This is a genomic window from Mesorhizobium sp. M0715 (assembly GCF_040320355.1).
Taxonomy (GTDB): Bacteria; Pseudomonadota; Alphaproteobacteria; order Rhizobiales; family Rhizobiaceae; genus Mesorhizobium.
This window is the reverse complement of sequence record NZ_JAMYPL010000002.1, coordinates 75,510-99,730: the sequence shown is the minus strand read 5'-3', so window position 1 is coordinate 99,730 and position 24,221 is coordinate 75,510. Positions and strand designations below refer to the sequence as shown.

23 protein-coding genes and 1 riboswitch are annotated in these 24,221 nt (G+C 63.5%); of the genes, 10 read left to right on the top strand and 13 right to left on the bottom strand.

Features of this window, described 5'->3' with window-relative positions; all coding sequences use genetic code 11:
* Positions 1–56 precede the first annotated feature (56 nt).
* On the bottom strand, positions 57–1,382 hold the full coding sequence (gene xylA / locus NKI21_RS02335) for a xylose isomerase (protein WP_023810585.1): 1,326 nt from the start codon (positions 1,380–1,382) through the stop codon (positions 57–59).
* A gap of 112 nt (positions 1,383–1,494) precedes the next feature.
* Here xylA and NKI21_RS02330 point away from each other — a divergent pair, with 112 nt between their 5' ends.
* Positions 1,495–1,857, top strand: a complete 363-nt coding sequence (locus tag NKI21_RS02330) for a nuclear transport factor 2 family protein (RefSeq protein WP_023810584.1) — start codon at positions 1,495–1,497, stop codon at positions 1,855–1,857.
* A gap of 197 nt (positions 1,858–2,054) precedes the next feature.
* Here NKI21_RS02330 and xylB read toward each other — a convergent pair whose 3' ends face one another.
* Entirely contained in the window at positions 2,055–3,509 is a 1,455-nt protein-coding gene (xylB, locus tag NKI21_RS02325; protein ID WP_352440488.1) for a xylulokinase, read from the bottom strand.
* Between the two features lie 82 nt (positions 3,510–3,591).
* Complete coding sequence (locus NKI21_RS02320; protein WP_352440487.1) at positions 3,592–4,914, bottom strand: tetratricopeptide repeat protein; 1,323 nt, start codon at positions 4,912–4,914, stop codon at positions 3,592–3,594.
* Between the two features lie 225 nt (positions 4,915–5,139).
* On the opposite strand from NKI21_RS02320, the gene NKI21_RS02315 reads away from it, so the two are divergent.
* Positions 5,140–7,929: an autotransporter family protein gene (locus NKI21_RS02315; RefSeq protein WP_352440486.1), complete on the top strand. Its 2,790-nt coding sequence runs from the start codon at positions 5,140–5,142 to the stop codon at positions 7,927–7,929.
* 52 nt (positions 7,930–7,981) lie between these two features.
* On the opposite strand, the gene NKI21_RS02310 is transcribed toward NKI21_RS02315, so the two are convergent.
* Positions 7,982–8,605: a LysE family translocator gene (locus NKI21_RS02310; protein ID WP_352440485.1), complete on the bottom strand. Its 624-nt coding sequence runs from the start codon at positions 8,603–8,605 to the stop codon at positions 7,982–7,984.
* A 96-nt stretch (positions 8,606–8,701) separates the two neighbouring features.
* Positions 8,702–8,824: a hypothetical protein gene (locus NKI21_RS02305; protein WP_013528283.1), complete on the bottom strand. Its 123-nt coding sequence runs from the start codon at positions 8,822–8,824 to the stop codon at positions 8,702–8,704.
* 238 nt (positions 8,825–9,062) lie between these two features.
* Here NKI21_RS02305 and NKI21_RS02300 point away from each other — a divergent pair, with 238 nt between their 5' ends.
* The 6 genes from NKI21_RS02300 (at position 9,063) to NKI21_RS02275 (ending at position 15,108) form a co-directional block, all read left to right on the top strand.
* The gene (locus tag NKI21_RS02300) at positions 9,063–9,830 is read left to right on the top strand and encodes a L,D-transpeptidase (RefSeq protein ID WP_352440484.1); all 768 of its coding nucleotides are present in this window, start codon (positions 9,063–9,065) and stop codon (positions 9,828–9,830) included.
* 100 nt (positions 9,831–9,930) lie between these two features.
* Positions 9,931–11,097, top strand: coding sequence for a diphosphate--fructose-6-phosphate 1-phosphotransferase (locus tag NKI21_RS02295; protein WP_352440483.1), 1,167 nt, complete (start codon positions 9,931–9,933; stop codon positions 11,095–11,097).
* Between the two features lie 17 nt (positions 11,098–11,114).
* A complete protein-coding gene (locus NKI21_RS02290; protein ID WP_352440660.1) occupies positions 11,115–11,834 on the top strand; it encodes an MBL fold metallo-hydrolase in 720 nt (239 codons plus the stop codon).
* Positions 11,835–12,083: 249 nt separating this feature from the next.
* The gene (locus tag NKI21_RS02285) at positions 12,084–13,604 is read left to right on the top strand and encodes a DegQ family serine endoprotease (protein WP_352440482.1); all 1,521 of its coding nucleotides are present in this window, start codon (positions 12,084–12,086) and stop codon (positions 13,602–13,604) included.
* Between the two features lie 149 nt (positions 13,605–13,753).
* Complete coding sequence (locus NKI21_RS02280) at positions 13,754–14,365, top strand: sulfite oxidase-like oxidoreductase (protein WP_352440481.1); 612 nt, start codon at positions 13,754–13,756, stop codon at positions 14,363–14,365.
* Entirely contained in the window at positions 14,362–15,108 is a 747-nt protein-coding gene (locus NKI21_RS02275) for an FAD-binding oxidoreductase (protein ID WP_352440480.1), read from the top strand. The genes NKI21_RS02280 and NKI21_RS02275 overlap by 4 nt, the downstream gene beginning before the upstream one ends.
* 40 nt (positions 15,109–15,148) lie before the next feature.
* On the opposite strand, the gene NKI21_RS02270 is transcribed toward NKI21_RS02275, so the two are convergent.
* From NKI21_RS02270 to NKI21_RS02235, 8 genes are all read right to left on the bottom strand, one after another.
* Positions 15,149–16,624: a nucleotidyltransferase family protein gene (locus NKI21_RS02270; RefSeq protein ID WP_352440479.1), complete on the bottom strand. Its 1,476-nt coding sequence runs from the start codon at positions 16,622–16,624 to the stop codon at positions 15,149–15,151.
* The gene (locus NKI21_RS02265; protein ID WP_352440478.1) at positions 16,621–17,298 is read right to left on the bottom strand and encodes a glycosyltransferase family 2 protein; all 678 of its coding nucleotides are present in this window, start codon (positions 17,296–17,298) and stop codon (positions 16,621–16,623) included. Before NKI21_RS02265 ends, NKI21_RS02270 begins: the two co-directional genes overlap by 4 nt.
* Positions 17,298–18,050 carry a glycosyltransferase family 2 protein gene (locus tag NKI21_RS02260; RefSeq protein ID WP_128302759.1) on the bottom strand — a complete coding sequence of 251 codons (753 nt, stop codon included), beginning with the start codon at positions 18,048–18,050 and terminating at the stop codon, positions 17,298–17,300. Before NKI21_RS02260 ends, NKI21_RS02265 begins: the two co-directional genes overlap by 1 nt.
* A gap of 55 nt (positions 18,051–18,105) precedes the next feature.
* Positions 18,106–18,840, bottom strand: a complete 735-nt coding sequence (locus NKI21_RS02255) for a glycosyltransferase family 2 protein (RefSeq protein WP_352440477.1) — start codon at positions 18,838–18,840, stop codon at positions 18,106–18,108.
* 14 nt (positions 18,841–18,854) lie between these two features.
* Positions 18,855–19,904, bottom strand: a complete 1,050-nt coding sequence (locus tag NKI21_RS02250; protein WP_352440476.1) for a serine kinase — start codon at positions 19,902–19,904, stop codon at positions 18,855–18,857.
* Positions 19,905–19,953: 49 nt separating this feature from the next.
* Positions 19,954–20,385: a PqqD family protein gene (locus NKI21_RS02245; RefSeq protein ID WP_352440475.1), complete on the bottom strand. Its 432-nt coding sequence runs from the start codon at positions 20,383–20,385 to the stop codon at positions 19,954–19,956.
* Positions 20,386–20,514: 129 nt separating this feature from the next.
* Complete coding sequence (locus NKI21_RS02240) at positions 20,515–21,615, bottom strand: FAD-binding oxidoreductase (RefSeq protein ID WP_127289670.1); 1,101 nt, start codon at positions 21,613–21,615, stop codon at positions 20,515–20,517.
* Positions 21,616–21,640: 25 nt separating this feature from the next.
* Positions 21,641–22,888, bottom strand: coding sequence for an aromatic ring-hydroxylating oxygenase subunit alpha (locus NKI21_RS02235; RefSeq protein ID WP_023813654.1), 1,248 nt, complete (start codon positions 22,886–22,888; stop codon positions 21,641–21,643).
* 115 nt (positions 22,889–23,003) lie between these two features.
* Positions 23,004–23,205: riboswitch (cobalamin riboswitch) on the bottom strand.
* Between the two features lie 507 nt (positions 23,206–23,712).
* Here NKI21_RS02235 and NKI21_RS02230 point away from each other — a divergent pair.
* Positions 23,713–23,910, top strand: a complete 198-nt coding sequence (locus NKI21_RS02230) for a DUF680 domain-containing protein (protein ID WP_352440474.1) — start codon at positions 23,713–23,715, stop codon at positions 23,908–23,910.
* 71 nt (positions 23,911–23,981) lie between these two features.
* Positions 23,982–24,182, top strand: a complete 201-nt coding sequence (locus tag NKI21_RS02225) for a DUF680 domain-containing protein (protein WP_023813653.1) — start codon at positions 23,982–23,984, stop codon at positions 24,180–24,182.
* Positions 24,183–24,221 lie beyond the last annotated feature (39 nt).

Sequence of the window (24,221 nt, the reverse complement as noted above, 5' to 3'; positions counted from 1 at the left end):
GGCGGCTTTCAGCCAGTGGTGTCGGATGTCGGTCCAGAGATGGAGCGGCGCGCGCCTTACACGTAGCGGTTGACGATATTTTCCAGCAGTTCCTGGCGACCGGACCTCGGCTGCGGCTCGATCTTCTTCTTGACGACGCGCTCGGCGATATCCTCCAGCGTGCGCTTGCCGGCGAGCATCGCCTTGCCCTCGGCCGTGTTCCAGCCGGCATAACGTTCGGCCAGCGGCGCCGATAGCGCCTTGTCCTCGACCATGCCGGCCGCGGCTTTCAGGCCGCGTGCGCAAGAATCCATGCCGCCGATATGGCCGATCAGCAGGTCCTGCGGATCGAGCGACTGGCGGCGCAGCTTGGCGTCGAAATTGGTGCCGCCGGTCTTGAAGCCGCCGGCCTGCAGGACCTGATAGTAGGCCAGCGCCATTTCCGGCACGTTGTTGGGGAACTGGTCGGTGTCCCAGCCCGACTGGTAGTCGTTGCGGTTCATATCGATCGAACCGAAAATGCCGAGCGCATTGGCCAGAGCCAGTTCGTGCTCAAAGGAATGGCCGGCCAGGATGGCGTGGCCCTGCTCGATATTGACCTTGACCTCCTTCTCCAGCCCGAAGCGCTTGAGGAAGCCGTAGACGGTGGCGACATCGTAATCGTACTGATGCTTGGTCGGCTCCTGCGGCTTCGGCTCGATCAGGATCGTGCCCTTGAAACCGATCTTGTGCTTGTAGTCGACGACCATGCTGAGGAACCGGCCGGCCTGTTCCTGCTCGCGCGCGAGGTCGGTGTTGAGCAGCGTCTCATAGCCTTCGCGCCCGCCCCACAGCACGTAGTTTTCGCCCTTCAGCCGCTTGGTGACGTCGATGCAGCTTTTTACCGTCGCCGCCGCGTAGGCAAAGACGTCCGGATCGGGATTGGTGGCCGCACCCGACATGAAGCGGCGATTGGAGAACAGATTGGCGGTGCCCCAAAGCAGCTTGACGCCGGTCTGCTTCATCTTGCCCGCGAAGTAATCGGCGATCTCGTCGAGGCGCGCGGCACTTTCGGAAAAGTCCTTGCCCTCCGGCCGCACATCAGCGTCATGGAAGCAGAAATAGGGCGCGCCGAGCAGCGAGAACATCTCGAAGGCGACGTCCGCTTTCAGTTTTGCCAGCTCCATCGTGTCGGTGCCGCCTGCCTTGGGAAACCACGGCCGGTCGAAGGTCTGGCCGCCGAACGGATCGCCGCCCGGCCAGGCAAAGGAGTGCCAGTAGGCCACGGCGAAGCGCAGATGATCTTCCAACCGCTTGCCGGCGACGACCTCGTCGGGATTGTAGAACCTATAGGCCAGCGGATTGGTCGAATCCGGCCCTTCATATTTGATTTTCTTGATGTCGCCGAAGAATCCGCTGCTCATGATTTCTGTCCTCTCACAAAGTTCTGCCGCCATTACCTCAGGCGTAATTGGTTTCAGGCCAGCGCTGGTCGAAAAAGGTCATGTCAAAGCCACCAAACGAAGGAGACAGACCATGACCGACCTCACCAAGATCGCTGAAAACTACATCACCGCCTGGAACGAAAGCGATGCCGGCCGCCGGGCCGAATTGCTCAAGGCGACCTTCACGGAAGACGTCAGCTATCGTGATCCGCTCATGCAGGGCGACGGCCATGAAGGCGTCACGGCTCTGATCGACGGCGTGCAGCAGCGCTTTGCCGGCTTCCGGTTCTCGCTGAAGGGCACGCCGGATGGTTTTGCCGACAAGATCCGCTTCTCGTGGAACCTCGGACCTGAGGGGACGCCTTCGGTGATCGAAGGTACCGACATCGGAATCATCGAGAACGGCCGCCTGAGGAGCGTCACCGGCTTTCTCGACAAGGTGCCTGCGCAGTAAGGACTTCTGGGGGAGGCGGGCGTGAAGCGCCCCCCTCTGGCCTACCGGCCATCTCCCCCGCAAGGGGGGAGATTGGTTGGCATCCGCGCCTTCGCCAATCACCCACCTTGCAGGACTGGCATACCCGCCAACGCTGCTAATCTCCCCCCCTGCGGGGGAGATGCCCGGCAGGGCAGAGGGGGGTGCCTCGCGCTCACTCACGCGGTCACGCTCTTAATTGCCGGGTACAGCGACCGGTAGCGCTGATATGCATCCGCATACGCCCCAGCGAGCGCAGCGTCCGGTTCAACGGTAGCATCCGTCCTGGGCGCCGTGCACACAGCCAGCGGATCGGCACCCGTCGCAGCAATCAGGCCGAGCCGTGCGGCGCCAAAGGCGGCGCCGAAATCGCCGTCGGCGGGAATGTCGACAGGCCGTTGAAGCGCGGTGGCAATCGCCTTCAACCAGTAGTGCGAGCGCGAGCCGCCGCCGATCGCCGTCACCCGCGTCAAGCTCGTGCCGGCCGTGGCCAGGGCTTCGAGGCTGTCGCGGAAGGCAAAGGCCACACCCTCCAGCACGGCCTGGGTCAGCACGGCACGGCTCGATTCATGCGCCAGCCCGGCAAATGCTCCGCGAATGGCGGCATCATTGTAGGGCGTGCGCTCACCCGAGAGATAAGGCAGGAAGGACACGCCGCTGGGCGCCTTCAATGTGTCGCCGAGCTCAGCGGTCAATTCGCCGGCGCTCTTCCCGGTGATTTCCGACAGCCAGTTGAGCGAATCCGTCGCCGACAGGATGACCCCCATCTGGTGCCAGGTGTTCGGCAGGGCGTGGCAGAAGGTGTGAACCGCGCTAGCCGGGTTGGGCAGGTAGGAAGCGTTGGCGGCAAACAGCACGCCCGATGTGCCGAGCGAGACGAAAGCGTGGCCGGCGCCGACCGTGCCCATGCCGCAGGCCGAGGCCGCATTGTCGCCGGCGCCGCCGGCGATCGGAATGCCGGCCTGGACGCCCCATTTCGATGCCAATTCGCTGCGCAGTGCGCTTGCCTTGTGCGTACCCTCAACCAGCGACGGCATCTGCCTCTGGTCGAGCGATGTCGCCGCGAGCAGGTCCGCACTCCAGCGCCGCTTGCCGACATCGAGCCAGGACGTGCCGGCAGAATCCGACATTTCCGAAATGTGTTCGCCGCTCAGCCAGAGCCGCAGGAAATCCTTGGGCAGCAGCACTTTTGCGACCTTGGCGAAGACAGCGGGTTCGTTGTTCTTCACCCAGGCAAGTTTCGGCGCGGTGAAACCGGGAAAGACGATGTTGCCGGTCAGGGCGCGGAAGCGCGGATCGGCGTCGAGCACGGCCGCCTCGGCATGGCTGCGCGTGTCGTTCCACAGGATGCAGGGACGCAGCACCTTGTCGGCGGCGTCGAGCAGCGTGGCGCCATGCATCTGCCCGGACAGGCCAATGCCCTTGACTGCCGCGAGTTCATGCGGATGGGACGATTTGAGCTCGGCGATTGCGTCTTCGCAGGCCCGGACCCAGTGCTCGGGATTCTGTTCCGACCAGCCGGGATGCGGTCGTGAAACATCAAGCGAACCGTGGCCGGAACCGATGACGGTTTGCCCGGCATCGATCAGCAGCGCCTTGACGCCCGATGTCCCGAGATCGAGGCCCAGATACATGTCTTCCTCCCACGCCAGTTAATTTTTTCGGGTCTCGAAAAAATCTGGCTTGGCCAGTTTTTAAAACAAGATCCGCTTCGGGTCAATTCTCCGACAAATCGGCGGCGCGTCGCACAAACAGCGCTGACAGCGGACTGTCGGGCCGCGCCATCGAACGCTCCGCCGTGAGCGCCCTGGCCAGCGCACCCTCACCGGCGCGCAACGCTGCCTCGATCAGCGTCAGGTCGATAACATCGCGTTGGGCGTGGCTGCCGCCGAAACGATGGGAGATCGAGCGGATCGGCCGGATCAGGCGCACGGCCTCGGTGTAGCTGCCCTCACCGAATGCCTTGATGGCGAGCGTCAGCGGATGGCCGACATCCCGCGTGAAAGCCGCATTGTCGTCGCTGCCACGCATGGCCTCGCGCTGCGCCTCGAGCAAAGCGAGGGCCGGCGCATCGAACCCTGCACCGACAAAGGCCATCATCGCGTGGGCATCGTTGAAGGCATAAAGGCCCGCTCCGGCCTTGCGCCAATTGGCGGCAAGCGCTGCCCAGCGGTCGCCGACGTCGACGCCGCCGAGGGCGAGCCGCCACAGGACTGCCGAGGCATCGACCATGTTGAGCGCCATCGTCGATTGTACGCTGTAGATAGGGCCGTCATAGAGGGCCAGCACCGCGTCGGTCTCGCCGAGATCATAGTGGAACAGCGCCAGGTGCCACCAATTGTGGACCTGCAGGAAGCTCTCCCTTGTCCACGCTTCCGGGTCGGCCTGCATCCAGGCGATGCCATCTCTTTGCCGGCTCTGCATTTCCATGACGTGGGCGACGGCGTGCTGTGCCCAGCCGTCGCGCGGCTCCATGTCGACTGCCGCGCGGCCAAGCTGCTCGGCCCTGACATAATCACCCATTTCCTCCAGCCCGAAGGCCTGCATGCCGAGCATGGCGTGGTAGCCGGGCATGCAGCTTTGCCATGACGGCAGGGCCCGTGCGATGCGGTCGCGCAGCATGCGTGCATTGCCGGTGAAGAAATCGATCTGGTGGCCGACCTGCAGCGCCAGCCCGTCGCGGGGGGTCTCGATGGTGATGTCCTCGAGAATGCGGCTGGCTTGATGCCATCGTCCGCTGGCGAGATGCCCGAGGGCCGAGACATGCGCCCGCTCGCGCGTGGTCGCGGCAAGCGGCAGTGCGGCCTCATGGCAGGCCTTGGCCACGGCCGTCGCCTCCCGCTCGGTGGCGAGGCCGAACAGATAACCCTTGAAGACATGCGCCATGACGAAGCCGGGATCTTCCGCGATGGCGCGGTCGACGGAGGCTACGGGATCGCCGATGAAGCACTGCAGTTCATGCACTGCCTGGCTGTAGGGGGTGAATCCCGCCTCCGTGGCGCCCGAAAGTGCCAGGCCGAATGCGTCCCTGGTTGCCATGCGATGTCCTTTTATCGACCCGTGACAGGCCTCGATCCTTCGGCCCAAACCGATCCTAAAGCATGGGCCACGGCAACGCCAACCGCGCGCTACGCCAGGTCATTTGAGTAGTCTTTGCAGTTTAGCAACCATGCGGGGCAGATTAGGCTTTGTAAAATCGAATGAATTGTGTCTTCATTACGGCGACTGGCGGGGGCTGGAAATCGCGAATCGAGAGGGGACGCGATGCGGCATATGAAGAACTCACTTCCGAACAGTCATTCGGAGGATGTGCAGGTGGCAGTTGCTTCGCTACGGCGAAAGCCGCATCCGCTACACCCGTGGCTTATTAGCATCCTCTCAACTACGGCTTTTGCGTTGCTGCCCAACTCCGCCGCGTTTGCCGCATGCGTGCTGGGTCCATCCGCCGGAAACACCGTTTACACCTGCGACAGCGGCGATTCAGGCGGCAGCCTCGCCGATCCCGATGGCGACAACACGCTCAATTTTCCCGCCGGGGGCACCGGGCAGATATCAGGCAATGTCACCTTTGGTGTCGGCACGGACCGCATCGATATGCAGTCAGGCGCCATCACCGGCACCGTCGATCAGGGCGGCGGCACCGATTTTTTCACCATCGGCGCGGGTACCGTCGCCGGCAATGTCCAGCAGGGCGCCGGCATCGACGACTTCAACATGAGCGGCGGCCAGATCGGTTCGCTCAACCAGGGCGACGGCCTGGACACCTTCACCATGACCGGCGGGCGCATCGTCGATTTCTTCGACGACGGCGACCGTGCCGTGATGACCGGTGGCCGTATCGGCCGCGTCAACATGAAGCTCGATCAGAATTACTTCAACATGTCCGGCGGCACCATCGACCGCAACCTCGTCACCGGCTTCGACAAGGACACGATCATCCTGTCGGGCGGCACCATCGGCGGCAACATCAGCGTCAGCGGCGGCAACGACAGCGTCACGGTCACCGGCGGTACGGTCGGTGGCGATATACTGATGAGCTTTGGCGCCGACAGTTTCGTCTGGAACGGTGGCGGCATCATCTATGGTTCCGTCGATCTCGGCGGCGACAACGACACCGCCGAACTCAGCAACCTCACCAACGCCAATCTCGGTGCCACGAATACCATATCGGGTGGTCTCGGCACCGACGCGCTCACCCTGGACAACGTCAAACTAGATGGGATCAGCCGGCTCCAGAACTGGGAAAGCATCGACGCCACCAATGACACCGAGCTGACGCTCGACGGCAATCTGGTGCTCGGCGACAGCGGCACCGGCACAGGTTCGCTCAGTGTCGATGCCGCAAGCACGCTCTATGGCGGCGGTTTCAACGCGGCGATCCAGGCGTTTACGGCGGGTCAGTTGGCGCAGGTCACCAATGCCGGACGCATCGACCTGACCAATGGCAGCACCGGTGCCACCGACAGCCTGACGATTTCGGGCAATTATGTCGGCCTGGGTGGCCTGCTGCTTATCCAGACCGAGCTCGGTGACGATTCCTCCGCATCCGACAAGTTGGTCCTGTCGAGCGGAACGGCTTCCGGTTCGGCCGGCATCTCCGTGGTCAATCTCGGCGGCGCGGGGGCTGCGACCACGCAGGACGGCATCATGGTCGTCCAGGCAATCAACGGCGCCACCTCGGGCGCCACGACATTTGCGCTCGACGCCCCGGTCGCCGCCGGTGCCTTCGAATATTACCTGTTCAAGGGCGGCGTCAGCGCCGGCAGCGAGGAGAACTGGTACCTGCGCTCGACGCTGAACACGCCGGCCCCGCCGGCCGCAGCCCCGCCGGTGCTGGAACCTGCTCCGCCGCCGGAACCTGAGCCGCCGGCGGCCGAACCGCCGCCGCCGCCGCCCATCGACCCTGCGCCGCCGCCGCCGCCGGAATCCACCCCCGGCGACCCCGATCCGGTTGATCCGGCGCCGCCGGTCGTGCCGACCGATCCGCCGCCCGCGACACCACCGGCACCACCGCCGGCACCAGTGGCAGATCCGCCCCCGCCGCCGCCGGTGGTGCCAACGGAGGTGCCCGACCTACCGACACCAGCGGCGGGCGAGGAGATCCTGCTCTATCGCATCGAGGTTCCGGTCTATTCGGCCTTGCCGCCGGTCGCCGAACATCTGGCGATGACGACGCTCGGCACCTTCCACGAACGGCGCGGCGAGCAGAGCCTGTTGTCGAACACCGAGCTGTCGCCGGTCTGGGGCCGCATCTTCGGTCAGGACAGCAAGATGGCGTATTCAGGAACGGTATCGCCGTCCTTCGACGGCACCCTGTTCGGCCTTCAGGCGGGCTTCGATCTGTTCGGCCGCGAAACCGCGTCGGGCCAGACCGATCGCGCCGGCCTGTTCGTCGCCTATGCCAGCATGAATGGCGACGTGCGCGGCCAGGCGCTGGGCTGGGACAATCTGTCCGTCGGCAGCATGGATATCAACGGCACCAGCGTCGGCGGCTACTGGACCCGGATCGGTCAGGGTGGCTGGTACCTGGACGGCGTCCTCATGGCCACCTTCTTCGGCGGAAACGCAACATCGTCGCGCGACATCGGCATCGATGTCGGCGGGACCGGCATCACCGCTTCGCTGGAAGGCGGCTATCCCATCGCGCTGGGGCAAGGCTGGACGCTTGAACCGCAGGCGCAACTGGTCTGGCAGCAACTGTCGCTCGACGATGCGTCGGACCGCTTTGCTTCGGTTTCCTTTGATACGGACGGCAGCGTGACCGGCCGGCTCGGCGCACGGCTGCAAGGCGAAACAACGATCAATGGCATGGCGCTGCAGCCGTACCTCAAGGCCAACATCTGGCACGATTTCGGCGGCACGAGCCATGTCAATTTCGACACCACCGATATCTCCACCGAGGGCAGATCGACCTCGTTCGAATTCGGTGGCGGTGTGATCGCCAAGGTGACGGACAAGGTCAGCATCTTCGCCACCGGCGACTACACCACCAATCTCGGCGGCGACGAGCGTCGGATCCTCGAAGGCAATCTGGGGTTCAGCGTCAAATGGTAAGGCCGGTCATGACCCCGAAAAACAGTTTCGGGGTCACGGTCAGACAGAGAGCCTAATTGCTGGAACGCATCGCCACCGTGGCGATGCCGGCGCCAACCAGCAGCGTGCCGCCGGTGCGGTTGAAGATGCGGATCGCCTTGGGATTGCGCACCACGTTGCGTGCGCGTGAGGCGATCAGCGCATAGCCGAAAGCATTGGCGAAGGCGAGCGCCAGGAAGGTCGTCTCGAAGATCAGCATCTGCGTCCAGAAATCGGCGTGCCGGTCGAGGAACTGCGGCAGGAAGGCGACGAAGAAGGTGATGCTTTTCGGATTGAGCGCGGTAACCAGCCAGGCGTGTGCCATCATCTTGGCCGAGGAGACCGCGTCGGTGCGCGGTTCGGCTTTCAGCGCGCCGCCTGCGCGAAACAGTTTCACGCCGAGATAGATCAGATAGCCGGCGCCGATCAGCTTCAGGATGGTGAAGACGGTCGCCGAAGCCGCCAGCAGCGCGCCGATACCCAGCATCGACAAGGTCATCGCCGTGAAGTCGCCCAGCGCCACGCCGATCGCCATCGGCAAGGCGGTGCGCCAGCCCTGGCCCAGCGCGTAGGACACGACGAGAAGGATGGTCGGACCCGGAATGATGAGAAGGATCGTCGATGCGGCAGCGAAGGCGGCCCAGTTTTCGAAGGACATGCTCATCTCCTTTGAGCTTAAAGAAGAGGATAAATCCTGAGGCCCGGGAGAATGTAAAGAGGCGATTTCCCTAACTGCGCCAGCGGCAGATCGATGTCAGTTCGCGCCGCTCAGCGTGCTCACGATATCGGCCAGGCTGACGTTTGCGCCGAGAACCGTTGCCGCCGCGACAATGGCAGCGGCAAAAAGCTTGATGTCGGTTTTTAAGGTCTTGCACATGGAGGCCCCTCGCTGATCGCTTGAGAAGTAGGAAACACCAGTGCCGGGATTATGACCCGACCGAGGTCTTTTTGTGCGGCAGTTCGCAGTCAAGGGTCAGCAGGAAGGTCGAGCGCCCGCCGGGCCATGCGCAAATGCAGGCTGTGCAAGGTCTTCACGCTTTATCAACCATGAATGATGAAAATGCCCGCTATCCGGCCGGACCGTGCTTCCCGCCGACAGCGTAGGGTCTGGGTATATGCGTATGTTGCCGCAAGGTCTGACGCCGCCGCGAAACGGCGACGCAATCGAAACCGATCATCATCTCTCCCGCCGCGCCATCCTGTCCGGGGCTGGCGCGCTGGCGCTGCTGAGCGCCGCCGGTTGCTCGACCTCGGGCGGGGGTTTGCCGGCGCTCGAGCTCGACGACGTCACCACGGGCTCCGTGCGGCCGATCCGGCCAAGCATCAGTGTCGACAAGAACATCACCAGCCCCGGCGTCATGTATGCCGGGCTGACCGACGGCGGCTTCAACGTGCCGGAAGTGCCGTATCTGAAGGTCAAGCCGGAATTCCGCCGCCAGATCGTCGTCGACACGACAGGCGAGGCGCCCGGCACCATCGTCGTCCATCTGCAGGAGCGCATGCTCTATCTCGTCCAGCCGGGTGGCGACGCCATTCGCTACGGCGTCGGCATCGGCAAGGACGGCTTCCGCTGGTCCGGCCGCGCCAACATCCAATACGGCAGGGAATGGCCGACCTGGACGCCGCCGCCCGAGATGATCGCGCGCAAGCCGGAACTGGTGAAATGGCAGGCCGGCCAGCCCGGCGGCCTCACCAACCCGCTCGGCGCGCGTGCCCTCTACATCTACCAGGACGGCAAGGACACCGGCTATCGCATCCACGGCTCGCCTGAATGGGCGAGCATCGGCCAGGCCATGTCGTCAGGCTGCGTGCGCCTGATCAACCAGGACATCATCGACCTCTACAGCCGCGTCTCCAAGAAGAACCCGGTCGTCGTCGTCTGACCCTTATGCGGCGTGTTGGCGCCGCTCGAAACTCCCGTTGCGCGATGCGGCAAGACAGGCCAAGGTGCTTTGAAAACCATCGCGCCGGGAGAAATCAAGCATGGCTGGAACGTTTGTCATCGCGCAGGGCGGCGGCCCAACCGCCGTCATCAACCAGACCGTGGTCGGGGCGACGCTGGAGATCCGCAAGCGGCATCCCGGCGCCAAGGTCCTCGGTTCCATCCACGGCGTGCGCGGCATCCGTGACGGCAACTATGTCGACCTCTCCGCGATTCCTGAGGATCGTCTGCGGCTGATTGCCGGCACGCCAAGTGCGGCCCTTGGCTCGACCCGCGACAAGCCGGATGCCGCCTATTGCGACGTCATCCTCAACGGGTTGAAGAAGGCCGGCGCCGACGCCTTCATCTATATCGGCGGTAACGATACGTCGGGCACCCAGCAGATTCTAACCGATGCCGCAGGCGGCTCAATTGCCTTCGTCCATGCGCCGAAGACCATCGACAATGACCTCGAGGAAAACGACCACACGCCGGGCTTCATTTCGGCGGCCGAGTTCGTCGCCGGCGCCTTCCTCTCCGTCGATCTCGATTTTCGCGCGCTGCCCGGCATCTATGTCGGCATTGTCATGGGTCGGCATGCCGGCTTCCTGACCGCGGCCGCGGCCGCCTGGCAGCTCGACCCCGATAGCGGCCCGCACCTCGTCTATGTTCCCGAGCGCCCATTCTCGGCCGCCGGCTTCATCAACGACGTGCGTGCCACGCTCGACCGCCACAAGCGCTGCATCGTCGCTGTGTCGGAAGGCGTCAGCACCGCCGACGGCAAGGCGCTGGTCGAAAGCCTGGTCCCGCCGGACAAGCTTGAGCGCGACGCGCATGGCAACGTCAAGCTGTCGGGCAGCGACCTGCCGGCCGCACTCGAGCGCGCGCTGGCCGAGGGCCTGCCTGGCAAGCGTGCTCGCGTCGACGCCCTCGGCTACATGCCGCGCGGCTATATCGGCGCCATCAGCGCGGTCGATGCGCAGGAGGCCTTCGATGCCGGCGCCTTCGCCGTCTCTGTCGCCGAACAGGGCGGCGGCTCGGTGGCGCTGCAATATGACGGCACCAGAACGGTGCTGAAGAAGGTGCCGCTCAAGAACGTCGCCGGCAAGACACGCCACATGCCGGACGATTTCATGAAGCCCGATGTCAATCAGCTGTCGGATGCCGGCATGGCCTATCTCAAGCGACTGGTGCCGGAAAAGTACAAGGTCGGGAAGCCCTTCGTCTGATGCCGGGCTCACACTTGATGCCAGGCTGGTTCAGCAGGAGCGTCGTCGACGACAAGACGACGATGCTGACCGAGCCCTTCGTGCATGCCTATGTTCGGGCCAATATCTGGCATCTGCGCGGTCGCGATGCCGACCTGCTGGTCGACACCGGCATGGGCATCTGTCCGCTGGCGCCGCAGATCGAGACGGCGGACGGCAAGCCGCTGCTGGTCGTCGCCACCCACATCCATCTCGACCATGTCGGCTCGCTGCATGAATTCCCGTTGCGGGCCGGGCCAAGGATAAGCGCGGAACAATTCGAGAGCATGGATGAGGCGGCGACCTACGCCTACATGTTTCATGACCTCGAGGATGCCGTCTCGAAACTGCCGGCGCCCGGATGGAAGTCGGCCGACTACAGGATCCCGCCCGCGCCCTTGACGCGAACCCTGGACGAGGGCGATGTCGTCGATCTTGGCGACTGGCAATTTCGCGTGCTGCATTTGCCGGGCCATTCACCGGATTCGATCGCGCTGTTCGACGAGGTCGACGGCCTGTTCTTCAGCGGCGATGCCATCTACGACGCCATGCTGATCGACGACCTGCCGGATTCCGACCGAGCCGCCTATGTCAGCACGATGCAGCGCCTGCTCGACTTGCCGATCCGCATCGGTCACGGAGGACACGGACCGAGCTTCGACGGCAAGCGCATGCGCGAGATTGCCACGGCCTATCTCGAGCGAACCGCCGGTGGCTGAGGCTCCAGCGAGGCAGCAAGGCGGGGCCCGACGACTTTGCGACGCTGCCGCCGTGCGGATATTAAATCTTCGTAAGGTCGCCCTAAAACCCTAAATCGGGCGAATCCGCGCCCTAGATGCAAGGCCGTCGATCCGGTTGGCTGCCATGTAGGCGAGACGGGCAATTGCGACCTCGACACGCCGATGACCGATTTTCCCCGCACGGGAGAGGCCACGGCGCTGGATCAACTCTCGCCCGGACAAACGACCATGTCAGATATCCTTCGTAGGCATCGCGTCGCGGCCTTGCTGGGCGCTGCGCTGATCATATCCCCCTTCGTCATGTCTTTTGCCCAAGGCGAGGGCAACACTATTCCGACGACCCAGACGCCTGTCGCCGGCATCACCGCGCCCAATGGCTCGTTCGCACCCATCGTTGCCGCCGACAAGCCGGCGGTGGTGACGGTCACCACCGTCATGAGGGCACAGCCTGAAACGATGAGCGATGCCTCTCCTTTCGACGGCGGCTCGCCTTTCGATGACTATTTCCGCCAGTTCTTCGGTGACCAGGGCATGCCGACGCCCAAGACGCCGCCACAACAGCAACCGCAGCGCGCCGAGGCGCTGGGTTCCGGCTTCATCGTCGGCGCGGATGGTACCATCGTCACCAACAATCACGTCATCGATGGCGCCTCTTCGATCAAGGTTACGCTCGATGACGGCACCGAACTTCCGGCCAAGCTTGTCGGCCGCGATGCCAAGAACGATCTCGCCGTACTCAAGATCAAGTCGGACAAACCCCTGCCGACAGTCAAATGGGGCGATTCCGACAAGCTCATGCCAGGCGACCAGGTGCTGGCCTTCGGCAACCCGTTCGGCATCGGCACGACCGTCACGGCAGGCATCGTCTCGGCGCGCGGCCGCGACCTGCATAGTGGGCCTTTCGACGATTTCATCCAGATCGACGCGCCGATCAACCACGGCAATTCCGGCGGCCCGCTGGTGGATGTCGCCGGCAATGTCGTCGGCATCAACACGGCGATCTATTCACCCAATGGCGGCAGCGTCGGCGTCGGTTTTGCCATTCCGTCGGGCCAGGCCCAGAAGGTGGTCGCCAAGCTGATGAAGGGCGGCTCTATCCAGTACGGCTATATCGGCGTTCAGATCCAGGAGGTGACGCCGGATGTCGCGAGCGCCATCGGGCTCGACCATTCCGGCGGCGCACTGGTCTCAGAGGTCAACGACGGTTCGCCGGCGGCCAAGGCCGGCATCGAGACGGGTGACGTCATCACCAGCTTTGCCGGGCAGGACGTGAAGGATCCCAAGGACCTGTCGCGGGCGGTCGCCGATGTCGCGCCGGGCGCCCGGGAAACGGTCGATGTCTGGCGCAAAGGCAAGCCGATTCGGATTTCCGTCGATGTCGGCCAAAACAGCGCCGATGCGAAGACCGCGTCGCTGGACGACGGGTCCGACGCGCCGAGCGCCGGGCGCGCTCCGGCGATAGGGCTCGGCTTGATGGATATAACACCCGACATTCGCCAGCAGATGAACCTTGCCGGCAAGCAGCACGGCGCGGTGGTTGCCAGCGTCAACCCCGACAAAGCGGCCGCCGCTTCCGGAATACAGGCCGGCGACATCATCGTTGCCGTCAATCAGGTGCCGGTCAAGAATGCCAGGCAGGTAACCCAGGCGATCGCCTTGGCCGGCAAGTCCGGCAGGAAATCGGTGCTGTTGCTGGTCGAGCGTGGCGACGCTCAAATGTACATCGCGGTGCCTTTCGCCAATGGCTGAGAAATGGCGTTGACGTGCACGCGGAGCGGCAGGTCCATCGGTGACGATCCCGCTGGTCTCCGCCCGTCAAGATTTCGGTTGCCCGTCACGACATCTTCGAGAACATTGCGTCAGGCCGATAGTGGCCTGATTGCATGGGGATTGCCGCTATGGTCACCCGAGGTTTCTCTTCAGGACGGCGCCCGCCAACCGATGGCGATGCCCGCATCCCGCCGGGCCAATATCTGGAACAGGGTTTTCCGGTGCTGTCGGCCGGTCCGACGCCGCGCGTGCGTACCGAGGATTGGTCTTTCACGCTGAAACATGGGCCACGCCCGATCAAGAAATGGAACTGGGCCGAGTTCAACGCGCTGCCGTTGACCAAGATGACACGCGATATCCATTGCGTGACAGCATGGACCAAGTTCGACACGCCGTGGCAGGGCGTGCTGGTCGACGATATCCTTGCCGATGCGGGTGTCGAGCCGCCGACCGGTTTCACGCTGGCGCACGCGTTCGACGGTTACACCACCAACGTACCGGTCACGGATCTCACCGCCGGCAAGGCCATGGTGGCGCTGCTCTATGAAGGCAAGCCGATCACACCGGACCATGGCGGCCCGGCAAGGCTGCTGGTGCCGCATCTTTATTTCTGGAAATCGGCCAAATGGTTGAACGGCCTGCAATTCACTTCGCGCGACGAGCCCGGTTTCTGGGAATTACGCGGCTACCACATCTATGGCGACCCATGGCGCGAGCAGCGCTACACGGATGATCCATGAGCGATGCGGCAGCAGTGCAGTCGCCCTGGCAAACAGCCAGCATCGTCCGCATCGAAAAGCGCACGCCGCGTGTCGCCAGCTTCTTTTTCCAGCCGTCTCGGCCCTTCGCCTATCGCGCAGGGCAGCATGTCGACGTCAGGCTAACGGCGCCGGACGGCTATCAGGCGCGCCGCTCCTATTCCATCGCCTCCGCGCCCGAAACGCATGGCGTAATTGAACTGGCGATCGAAAAACTCGACGATGGCGAGGTCTCGCCCTTCTTCCACGAGGTCGCGGCAGTGGGCGATGAAATCGAACTGCGCGGGCCGCTTGGCGGGCATTTCGTCTGGCCCGAGGATGAGAGTGGGCCGCTTGTTCTGGTCGGCGGCGGTTCGGGCGTCGTGCCCTTGATGTCGATGCTCCGCCACCGCGCCGCACGTAATTCAGCGGTGCCTGTCGTCCTGGTCTTTTCGGTCCGGGTCTGGGACGAAGTGATCTTTCGTGACGAGCTAATCGTTCTCGACGAGCGCCAGGACGGCTTCGCCCTGGTGCTGACACTGACCCGCGAAGCTGCACGCCGTCCAGCCGACTATGCGCGGCGGGTGGACGTCGCGATGATGGTGCAAGCCATGACGCGGCTGCCGGAGCCGCCTGGCATCGCCTTCGTCTGCGGCTCCAACGCCTTCGTTTCCGCGGCCGCCCAGGCACTGATCGATGCCGGCGTTGCAGCCGAAATCATTCGCACCGAACGCTACGGAGTGTGAACCGACGCCGCCTTTCGAGAAAGGTTCGTCGGATTCGCCGTTAGCCAACCGGCGAGAAATCCGCCGACAGCAGCTCGAAGGGTAAGGCGCCATAAGCAGCCACCGTGGCCGCGTCGTTCCATTCACGAAACTGCCGCGACGGTCGCGCCTCTAGCGTCCAGGCAGCTCGCGCGCCGTCGAGCGTCACCTTGCCGCGAAAATGCAGCACGCGTTCCCTGCCGGATCGGCTGATGGCCATGGCGCGCAGGCGAGCGATATGCTCGCCACCGTCATTGATCTCCATTTCGATGCGGCGCCGGACCGGCGGAACGCCGATCCTGACGGTGATATCGAGCATCATGTCGCCGGTGGTTTGCGGACAGGCGATGGCCTGCGAAAACATCAGAGGCGCCGATGCTGCTTGCGGCTTGCGCGCGGCCGGTCTGCCGCGCCAAGGTTTGGCGGGTGGCTCCTGTTGCAACCGGCCCTTCTTCCGCTTCAGGCGCAACTGCTTGGCAAGCCCGCGCGACAGCCAGACCAGGCCGCCGAAATCCGTGCGCGGCTTGGCTTGCAGAACCGACGACCAACGCGACAAGCCAGCTCCGTCGGCCATCTCTAAGATTCTGACCATTGTCGATTCCGGCACCGGAATGCCGATCTCGAACGCCAGATAGGATAGCGCCACCGCCGCTGGAACCGCCAGGCCGCGTCTGCCGACGATGTCGAGGAACATGTCCCAATCGACCTCTTCGCCATGGATGGCGACCGCGCAGTCGACAAGCCAGTCGCTGTGGGTGTGGGCGTCGAGGCCGCCATGGGCGATGGCCAGGGCCATGCGATCGGCCGGCGACGGCACGAAGACCGCGACGCCGCTGAATTCGGCTGGGACCGCCCGTTGCCAGATCGCCAGGTCGTCTTCCGCGCTCGTCTGCGACCCGTCATAGCCGAGCTGGTGCAGGTCGATGTCACCGAAACGGCCCTTGAAGAAGTTCATCGACCGCAGCGACGCCAACCGGGTTCGCAGATATTGCGCGCTGACGCCCGAGGCGATCTGCCAGTCGCGATCGCGCAAGATGTCGAAGACGGCAGCCATGTCGCGCGGGCGCACCAGTATGTCGATGTCGTGCGCCACCCGGCCACGCTGCGCCGACGCGTTCAAGGCAATGCGGCTGGCGCCCTTTATCAGCATGATGTCGGCGCCGCCGTCTGCCATCGCCTTCAGCGCCGGTTCGGCCTCGCGCATCGCCATGCGCGACTTCGTCCACAGCATCTTCTGCAGGCCGACGAGGCGCGGGTGCGCGGTATGCCCGGCCAGCTTCCTGCCGAACCTGTCGGAGATGGCGGCGAGCAGGCGATGTTCTCGAAACGAGACGAGATCGATGTCGTTCTCGTCCAGCCAGCGCGCGGCGCAGCCGGCGGCTGCGTCCTCGTCGGAGAGCAGCGCCGCCTTTAGCAACAGGTCCAGCTGGCCGGTGGGCCACGACCAGCCATAGTCCGGGAAGCGGCGGCCGATGCGGCGAACGGGCCTGGCGTTCAATTGGAGCCTGCCTTGTTCCGGGCTCGCCGCTGCATGGCGAGCCTTGCGACCTGGAGATAGCCCCGGTCGCGTGCCGGATCGCGGCCGTAGGAAAGGCTGCCCGGACGGATGCGGCGCAATGCAAGCACGTCGTCGAGCATGGCAAGGGCAAGGCCTGCCTCACGAACCCGGGCGATCCAGTCGATCATCTCGCCGCGACCGCCTGGTGGGTCGAGGATGGGACCGATGCGCGGCACCACCTCCTGGCGGATCATCATCGTCGTGCGCGACCAGCCAGCTCCACTGGTCGCATCGGGCAAATCGGGGCTGTCGCCGCGAAACGTCCGCCAATGCGTAAAGACGCCCGCTGTCCCGGGATGACGGCCGAGATAGGCCAGCTGCTTTTCGACCTTGTCCGGCAGCCACAAATCGTCGGCATCGAGCGTCGCGATGAGCGGCGTCGAGAGTGCCGCAATGCCACGGGTCGTTGCGCTGCCAGGTCCGGCATTGTCCTGTCGCAGCACCGTCACCGGCAGGTTCATCGCATCGATCACCGCAGCCGTATCGTCGGTTGAACCGTCATCGACCACGACGATGGCCTCCGCCTTTGCCGTCTGGGCCAGAACGGAGTTCAGGGCCGCGCCTATGGTGGCGGCCGCGTTGAAAGCCGGAATGACGACGCCGTAGCCTGCCATCAAAGGAACCGCCACTGCGCGAGATCCTTGAAGTCGAAGATCCCCTCCACCCGGCGCAAGCTGGGATCGGCCTTGCGACGCTTCATCGACTTGTGAATGGCGCGCATGAACTCGCGAAAGGGCACATCGGCTTCCTTGGTCATGTTGCCGGGATGACGCCTGTAATAGAGAGCCACCGTATCGGGCATAACGTATTTTGCCTGGCTCTCAAAGATACGCAACAGATAGTCGGTGTCCTCGGCCTGTTTGAAATCCTCGTCGAAACCACCGGTGCGCTCGATGAGGTCTCGCGCAAAGATCCCGGCGGACAGGTGGATCCCTCGCACGGTTATGGAGTGGCTGTCGGCGGCCGGTTCCAGCGTCTCTCCATCTATCTTGTCTATCAGCGTCATGCGCGAATAGGTCAGGTCGAGGCCCGGATCCTCTTCGAAGCAGGCGAGATCCGCCTTGAAGCGCCCTGTCGGGGAGATGTCGTCCGAATCGAGAAACGACACCAGGCCGGTCTGCGGCAGCAACTGCTTCAGCCCGGCATTGCGCGCCTTGGTGACCCCGCCATTGACCTGCTGGAAAAGACGAATGCACGGGGCCTCGTCGATCAACGACCGCACGACGGCCGCAGAGCCATCGGTCGACCCATCGTCGATGACGATGATGTCGAGATCGATGTCTTCGCGCTGCCTGAGCAGCGAGCGCAGCGCCAGGCCAACGAACTGTTCGCGATTGTAGACCGGCATGATGACGCTCAGCCTCATTGGCGTCTCCAGCAGCGTTCCGGGCTTGGCTGATCCGACCCGATTGTGTCGAGCATCATAGCATTCGCCAATCGGCGGGACTCTTCAATTCGAAGATGCCCTGGACCTCACGCCGTGACGGATCGGCCTTGCGCCGCCGCATCGACTTGTGGATTGCACGCAAGTGGTTGCGGACCCTGCCGCTATGTTCCTTGGTGACATTTCCGGCATGGCGTCGGTAGTAGATCGCGACGGCGTCCAACAATTCGTAGTTCGGTCCCGCCTCGAAAACGCGCAGCAGATAGTCGGTATCCTCAGCCTGCTCGAAATCCTCATCAAACTCGCCCGTCCGGTCGACAAGCCCTCTGCTGAACACGGCGGCGCTCAGCGAAATTCCCCGAAGCGTCATCGTGCGGCTGTCGACTGCCGGTTTCAGCCGCTCATCGTCGATCCGGTCGACCAGCGTCATCAGCGAATAGGTCAACTCAAGCCCGGGGGTAGCCTCGAAGCGGGCGAGATCGGCCTTGAACCGTCCGGCCGGCGAGATGTCGTCAGAATCCAGAAACGAAACGAACTCCGCATCCGGCGGCAGTTGCCGCAGCCCGGCGTTGCGCGCCCTGGCCACGCCCATGTTGGATTGCTGGAACAGTCGGATACAGGGGTTTTCGCGCATCATCGAGCGCACGGCCTCAGCAGAGCCGTCGGTCGAGCCGTCGTCGATGACGATGATGTCGAGATCGGCGGCGTCCCGCTGCCGCACCAGCGAGCGCAATGCCGAAACGACATAGCGTTCACGGTTGTAGACGGGCATTATCACGCTCAGTTTCACGAATCGCCCCGCGCGAGAAAGTCGGCAATCGTGCCGGCTATCTCCTGGGGCTGCGTCCCCAGCGACAGACGATAGCACGGCAGCAGGCGGGTCAGGTCGCTGAAGAAGCGAAAGCCGCTCTCTCGCTCGCCCGGCATCTGCGCTATGCCGGACGGTGCCAAGGCGATCATGGCATCCCTGCGCGACACCGGCACGATTGAACTTGCCTCGCCTCCGCCGATATGTGGCACCACCAGCGCAACGATGTCCAGAGTTTCGGGCACGGGTCGGGGCGCGATGTCATCAATGTGAAAAGCATGCTTGCCTTGCCAGTTGAGCGGACCATGCGCCGGCAGCCGATGCTTCAGCCCAAGCCGCGCGAACCCTTGGGGATCCTGCTTGAGCGTTGAAAACAGTGGGCGGGCAGTCACGCCGTTGGCAAGGTCGACCAGCACATAGTCGTCGCCGACGCTGTCCAGTCCGTTGAGGAGGCCGGCGGCAACGGTTCCGGATTTCCCAGCCCCGCCCGCACCGGCCAGCAGGACGCCCTTGCCATTGGCGCCGAGCGTGCCGGCATGGGCAAGGCGCATGCCGCGCGCCCCATATTCCCAATGCAGGAAAGCCCGCAGCGGCGCTCCCGGCTCCCACGGCGGAAAGGCGTCGGCCGAAGCCATCAATTGCACGCCAACGCGACGTTGCGGATCATAGAACTGCCAGAAATCCAGGTCGTGGAAATGGTTGCCACGCAAACCGGCTTCCGCCAGTTGGGTGGCGAAGCCATGCTGCGTGAAGGCTCCCTGGCCCCACCTGGCCGGTGCCGCGATGCCGTCTATGCCGGGATGCGCGACGAAGACGCGGCAGATGTCGGCAGGCGTTCGGTTGCCCGGAGCAGTGACAAAGCCATGAGCGACGGCATCCGCCAACGCGCCGGCGCTGACATGCGCGGTCAGATCCAGATGCGGCAAGCTCGCCTTGCGGGTCAGTGGATAATGCGCGGCGCTGCTCTCTGCTTGCGCCAGGACATGACGTGCGTAGTCAACCAAGTTTTCGAGAGTGACGTTCGGCATGGGTTTGCCTGTTCCGGAGCTGTCCGGCAACGAGAACCTGATGGGCGCTTCAGTTGGCTTGCTTCACCGCGGGCCAGCCGAGGGGCTCCTCGACCTCGTGGATGGGATCGACGACAATGAGATCGGCGAGATCGTCATGGATGTCGACCTTGAGGGGCTCTCTGGCAGCGGCGAGCTGAGCCAGCAATTCGCTTGGAACCGGTCTTGCCACGCCATCGGTTACGGCCGCCAGCAAACCGAATTCGAGCAATTGTGAAACAAAGCCGTCAATCGCGGCGGCATCGAGGGCGCCAATTCCGGTCGTGGCGCCGACCAGTTCGGAGGCAGGCACGCCGGACGACAGTGCATCCCAAAGTCTGCTGCCTGAATCAGAGAAGCCGAAATATTTGCCCGTGGTCAGGTCAAGAACGACGGCTTCGCCGTCGAAGGATTCAAAGACGATATCCTTGCTGGCAATGGCATAGATGCCGGATTGTCGCATGTTTGCTCCCCCGCCGAGCAGGCCGCGGAGATGATCTTCGGGCCTTACGGTCAACCCCACCGTTGCAGGCGTCTAACCATTTGCAGGGTTTTTGGCAAGATAGCGCAGGCTCGGGGCGAGCGCAGCCGATCACGCTTCGATTTCAAGCGCAGAAAGCGGCTTCGAGCAACAGGCGAGGATAAAGCCGTCCTCGATTTCGTGATCGAGGATGCCGCCATTGTGGCTCATCTCGACATCGCCCGCGACCTTCCTCACCTTGCAGGTGCCGCACAGGCCGAACTCGCAGGCGGCGGGAATCCGCACCCCAGAGGCGCGTGCCGTCTGCAGCACGGTCTGGCCGGCGACGCATTCGGCATCGACATCGGAAAGCGAGAACCGGATTGGTGTCACGGCCTCGACAGCAGCAGCGGCGCCGTCTTCCGCCGGCGGCGAGAACGGCGCCGGGATCTCCTCCACGGCAGGCGCCGCAAAGCTTTCCTGATGGTATTTCGCCATGTCGAAGCCGGCGGCGTCCAGCATGCCGCGCACGGCGCGCATGAAGGGATCGGGGCCGCAGCAGAAGATCTCGCGCTCACGGAAATCGGGCGCCAGCAATGGCAGCCGGATCGCGTCGATGCGGCCCATATGGCCGAACCAGCCCTCGCGGCTCGACCGCTCCTCGATCATGAAGCCGAGCGACAGGCCGGGCATGCGGCTGCCGAGCAGCTCGAGTTCCTTGCGGAAAATGATCTCTTCCGGGCGGCGCGCACAGTTGACGAAGCCGACATCTGTCCATGGCGCGCAGTCGTTCAGCCAACGCAGCATCGACATCATCGGCGTCACGCCGGAGCCGGCCGAAATGAACAGATATTTGGCCGCCGGGTGGCTGTGTAGCGAGAAGTCGCCGGTCGGCCCATAGGCCTTGACGTGCGAGCCCGGCGTCAGATGGTCGAACATCCAGCGCGTACCGGTGCTGCCCGCCTGCGCCTTGACCGTCACCGCGATTGAGAACGGCCGCGACGGCGAGGACGACAGCGTGTAGGTGCGCATCAGCGGCCCGTCCGATGTCGGTAATTCCAGCGTCACGAACTGGCCCGGTTTGTAGCGGAACCAGGTCTGGTTGTCGGAGCGGAAGGTGAAGGTCTTCACGTCAGGCGCTTCGTCACTGACGCCGATCACTTCCAGCACCTGCAGCCTGTCGTTCCAGGGCGTCATCTGGTCGAGATGGCGATAGAGGCCAAGGTCCGTCATCGCATTCATCCTCTTGTCCCCTGGGCTAGGCGACGCTGCGCAGGGCCGGCCGGTCGCCTTCTGCAAGGCGCGGTCCGATGAACGACGCGTACCACTCGACGAACTGGATCACGCCGCCCTCATGCAGCTCCGAATAGGGGCCTGGTTCGTAGGCCGGCGACAAGATGCCGAAGGCGTTTTCCTCGACGATGCGACGGTCCTGGTCGTTGGTCTCGGTCCAGACATGGGTGAGCTCAGCGAGATCGTAGTCGACGCCTTCGACCGCATCCTTGTGGACGAGCCATTTTGTCGTCACCGCGGTTTCCGTGGCACTGATCGGCAGCACGCGGAAGGTGACGGCATGGTCGCCGAGGATATGGTTCCAGGTTGTCGGATAATGATAAAGCAGCAAGGAGCCGATGCGGTCGGTTGAAACGCTGTCGGACAGGTTCTTCTGGACCGCCCGTTTTCCCGTCATGGTGTAGCTGACGGCATCGCGCAGCAGCGGCGCGCGGGTGGCGCGGTACTGCCCTGCCGGATCGATGCGGAATTTGCTCGGCAGGCCTGATGCCTCGCATTTGGCCCAGTGCGCGACCATTTCAGGGTCGCTGTCGGCGCCGTTGACGCCGGTCACGGTCGGAGCCTCGGGGAAGGTCTTGCACAGCTCAGGATGATTGGCGGCGCAGTGATAGCACTCGCGGTTGTTTTCCCAGACCAGCTTCCAGTTGCCCTTCTCGACGATCGTGCTCTCGAAGGCGATCTTTGCTTCACGCAACCGGTGCGGCAAAAGATAGGGTTCGATCATCGCCCGCATCGGCGCGAAATCCGCCGGCTCCTTGGCCAGACAGATGAAGATGTAGCCGCCGACGCTCTCGCAGGCGACCGGCTTCAGGCTGAAATCACTCTTGTCGAAACCGTCGGCCATCTGGCGGGCAAACAGCAGGCGGCCGTCCAGCTCATAGGTCCACTGGTGATAGGGGCAGACGAGCTTTGCCGCCGTGCCCTTCTCCGTGTTGCATACACGGCTGCCGCGATGGCGGCAGGAATTGTGGAAGGCGTTGATCTTGCCGTGCTGGTCGCGGACAAGGACCACCGGATAGTCGCCGATCTGCACGGTGATGTAGCTGCCCGGCTTCGGCAGTTCGCAATCATGGCCGATGAACAGCCAGTCGCGATACCAGATCAGCTCCATGTCGAGCTTGAAGTAGTCCGGATCGGTGTAGAAGGGCTGCTCCAGCGAAAAGCCTTGCCGGCGCCCCTTCAGGAGCCTCAGCATGTCGTTGCGGGTATCCATGTCCTGTCCTCGTTTCTAAGGACTGAACTGGTGGTGATGGAGGAAGGATTGAAACGCAGGCCGGCTAGGTGCCAGACATGCGCTATCCACCTCTTGACCGCCCACCGCGATCAGTCGAGTCTAACAATCTCGGGCTGGTTTCCGGGCTCTGGAGTTGTCCTTGCGGACCATCGCGACACCTTCCCAGGCAGTTGCCCAGTGGTCTCCCGTTGCGACTTGAACTCCACCACCGTTGCGGGGGCAGCGCCGGATTCTGACCGGCTTCCCAATTCTCCGCCTCGTCGTCACGAAGCGGCACCTGAGATGGTATGATCTAACCACGATCGGGGGCGCGCCGTCGGCATGAAAACGACATCGTATCCATGCGGCGCGACACGGCCTGCGAACGTTCCCGCAGACCGTCGCGGGCTGAAATCCACCTCCCGGATGACCATTTTGCCGGCTGCGATATCCCCGAATCGGACCCCTTGGCGGGGTCAAAAAAGGTTAACGGTTTCGAAAAGTGACTATTAGCTCGATCTAAAATCGAACCGAACGGTTCGTTTCTGTTGACGGTGCGTGCAGGACGGTGTGAACGCTGGGCCTCTGAAACAGTCAGTGATCCATCCAGCGGTTACACTTAACATGCTGATTTAAAGAAGAAAAATATACCCGTAGATTCCCTTGGCACAATTTCAAGGTGTGGATTCATGGTCCACACGGAACAACTTCGTGATTGGAAAAGGCGGGGTTGCCCTCCCACATCGGGGCTGTCCGAACGACGCGATTTCATTTCCAAGACACGCCGCTAGACGGACGGAAAAAGACGATACTGGAGTACAAAAATGAAAAAGATCATTCTCACTGCCGCAGCCCTTCTGGCCATTTCCGGCAGCGCCTTCGCTGGTAGCGACCACTACGGTTCGAACGCCGCGGCAGCCACTGCTGTCGACAGCTCGTACACCGCTTCGACCAAGAAGTCGGAACCGGCTGCTCAGGCGCCTGCCCAGGGTGCTGACCGCAACGTCTTCGGCAACAACTAACAGCCGATTCCCAGTCGACGGCGGGCTCGCCCGCCGCCCTGGCGAAATTCAGACATTCAGGAGTATTTAAGATGAACAAGATCCTCATTGCTGCCGCCGCCGTTCTGGCCATCTCCGGCAGCGCTTTCGCCGGCAGCGACAACTACGGTTCGAACGGCTCTAACCAGCCTGCCGCCGCAGTGGACCAGTCGTACACGGCTTCCACCAAGACCTCGGAACCGGCTGCCCAGACGCCCGCTCAGGGCAGCGACCGTAACCTCTTCGGTCGCTAACAGCCAATTTCGCAAGCGACGGCAGCTGTGTCTGCCGTC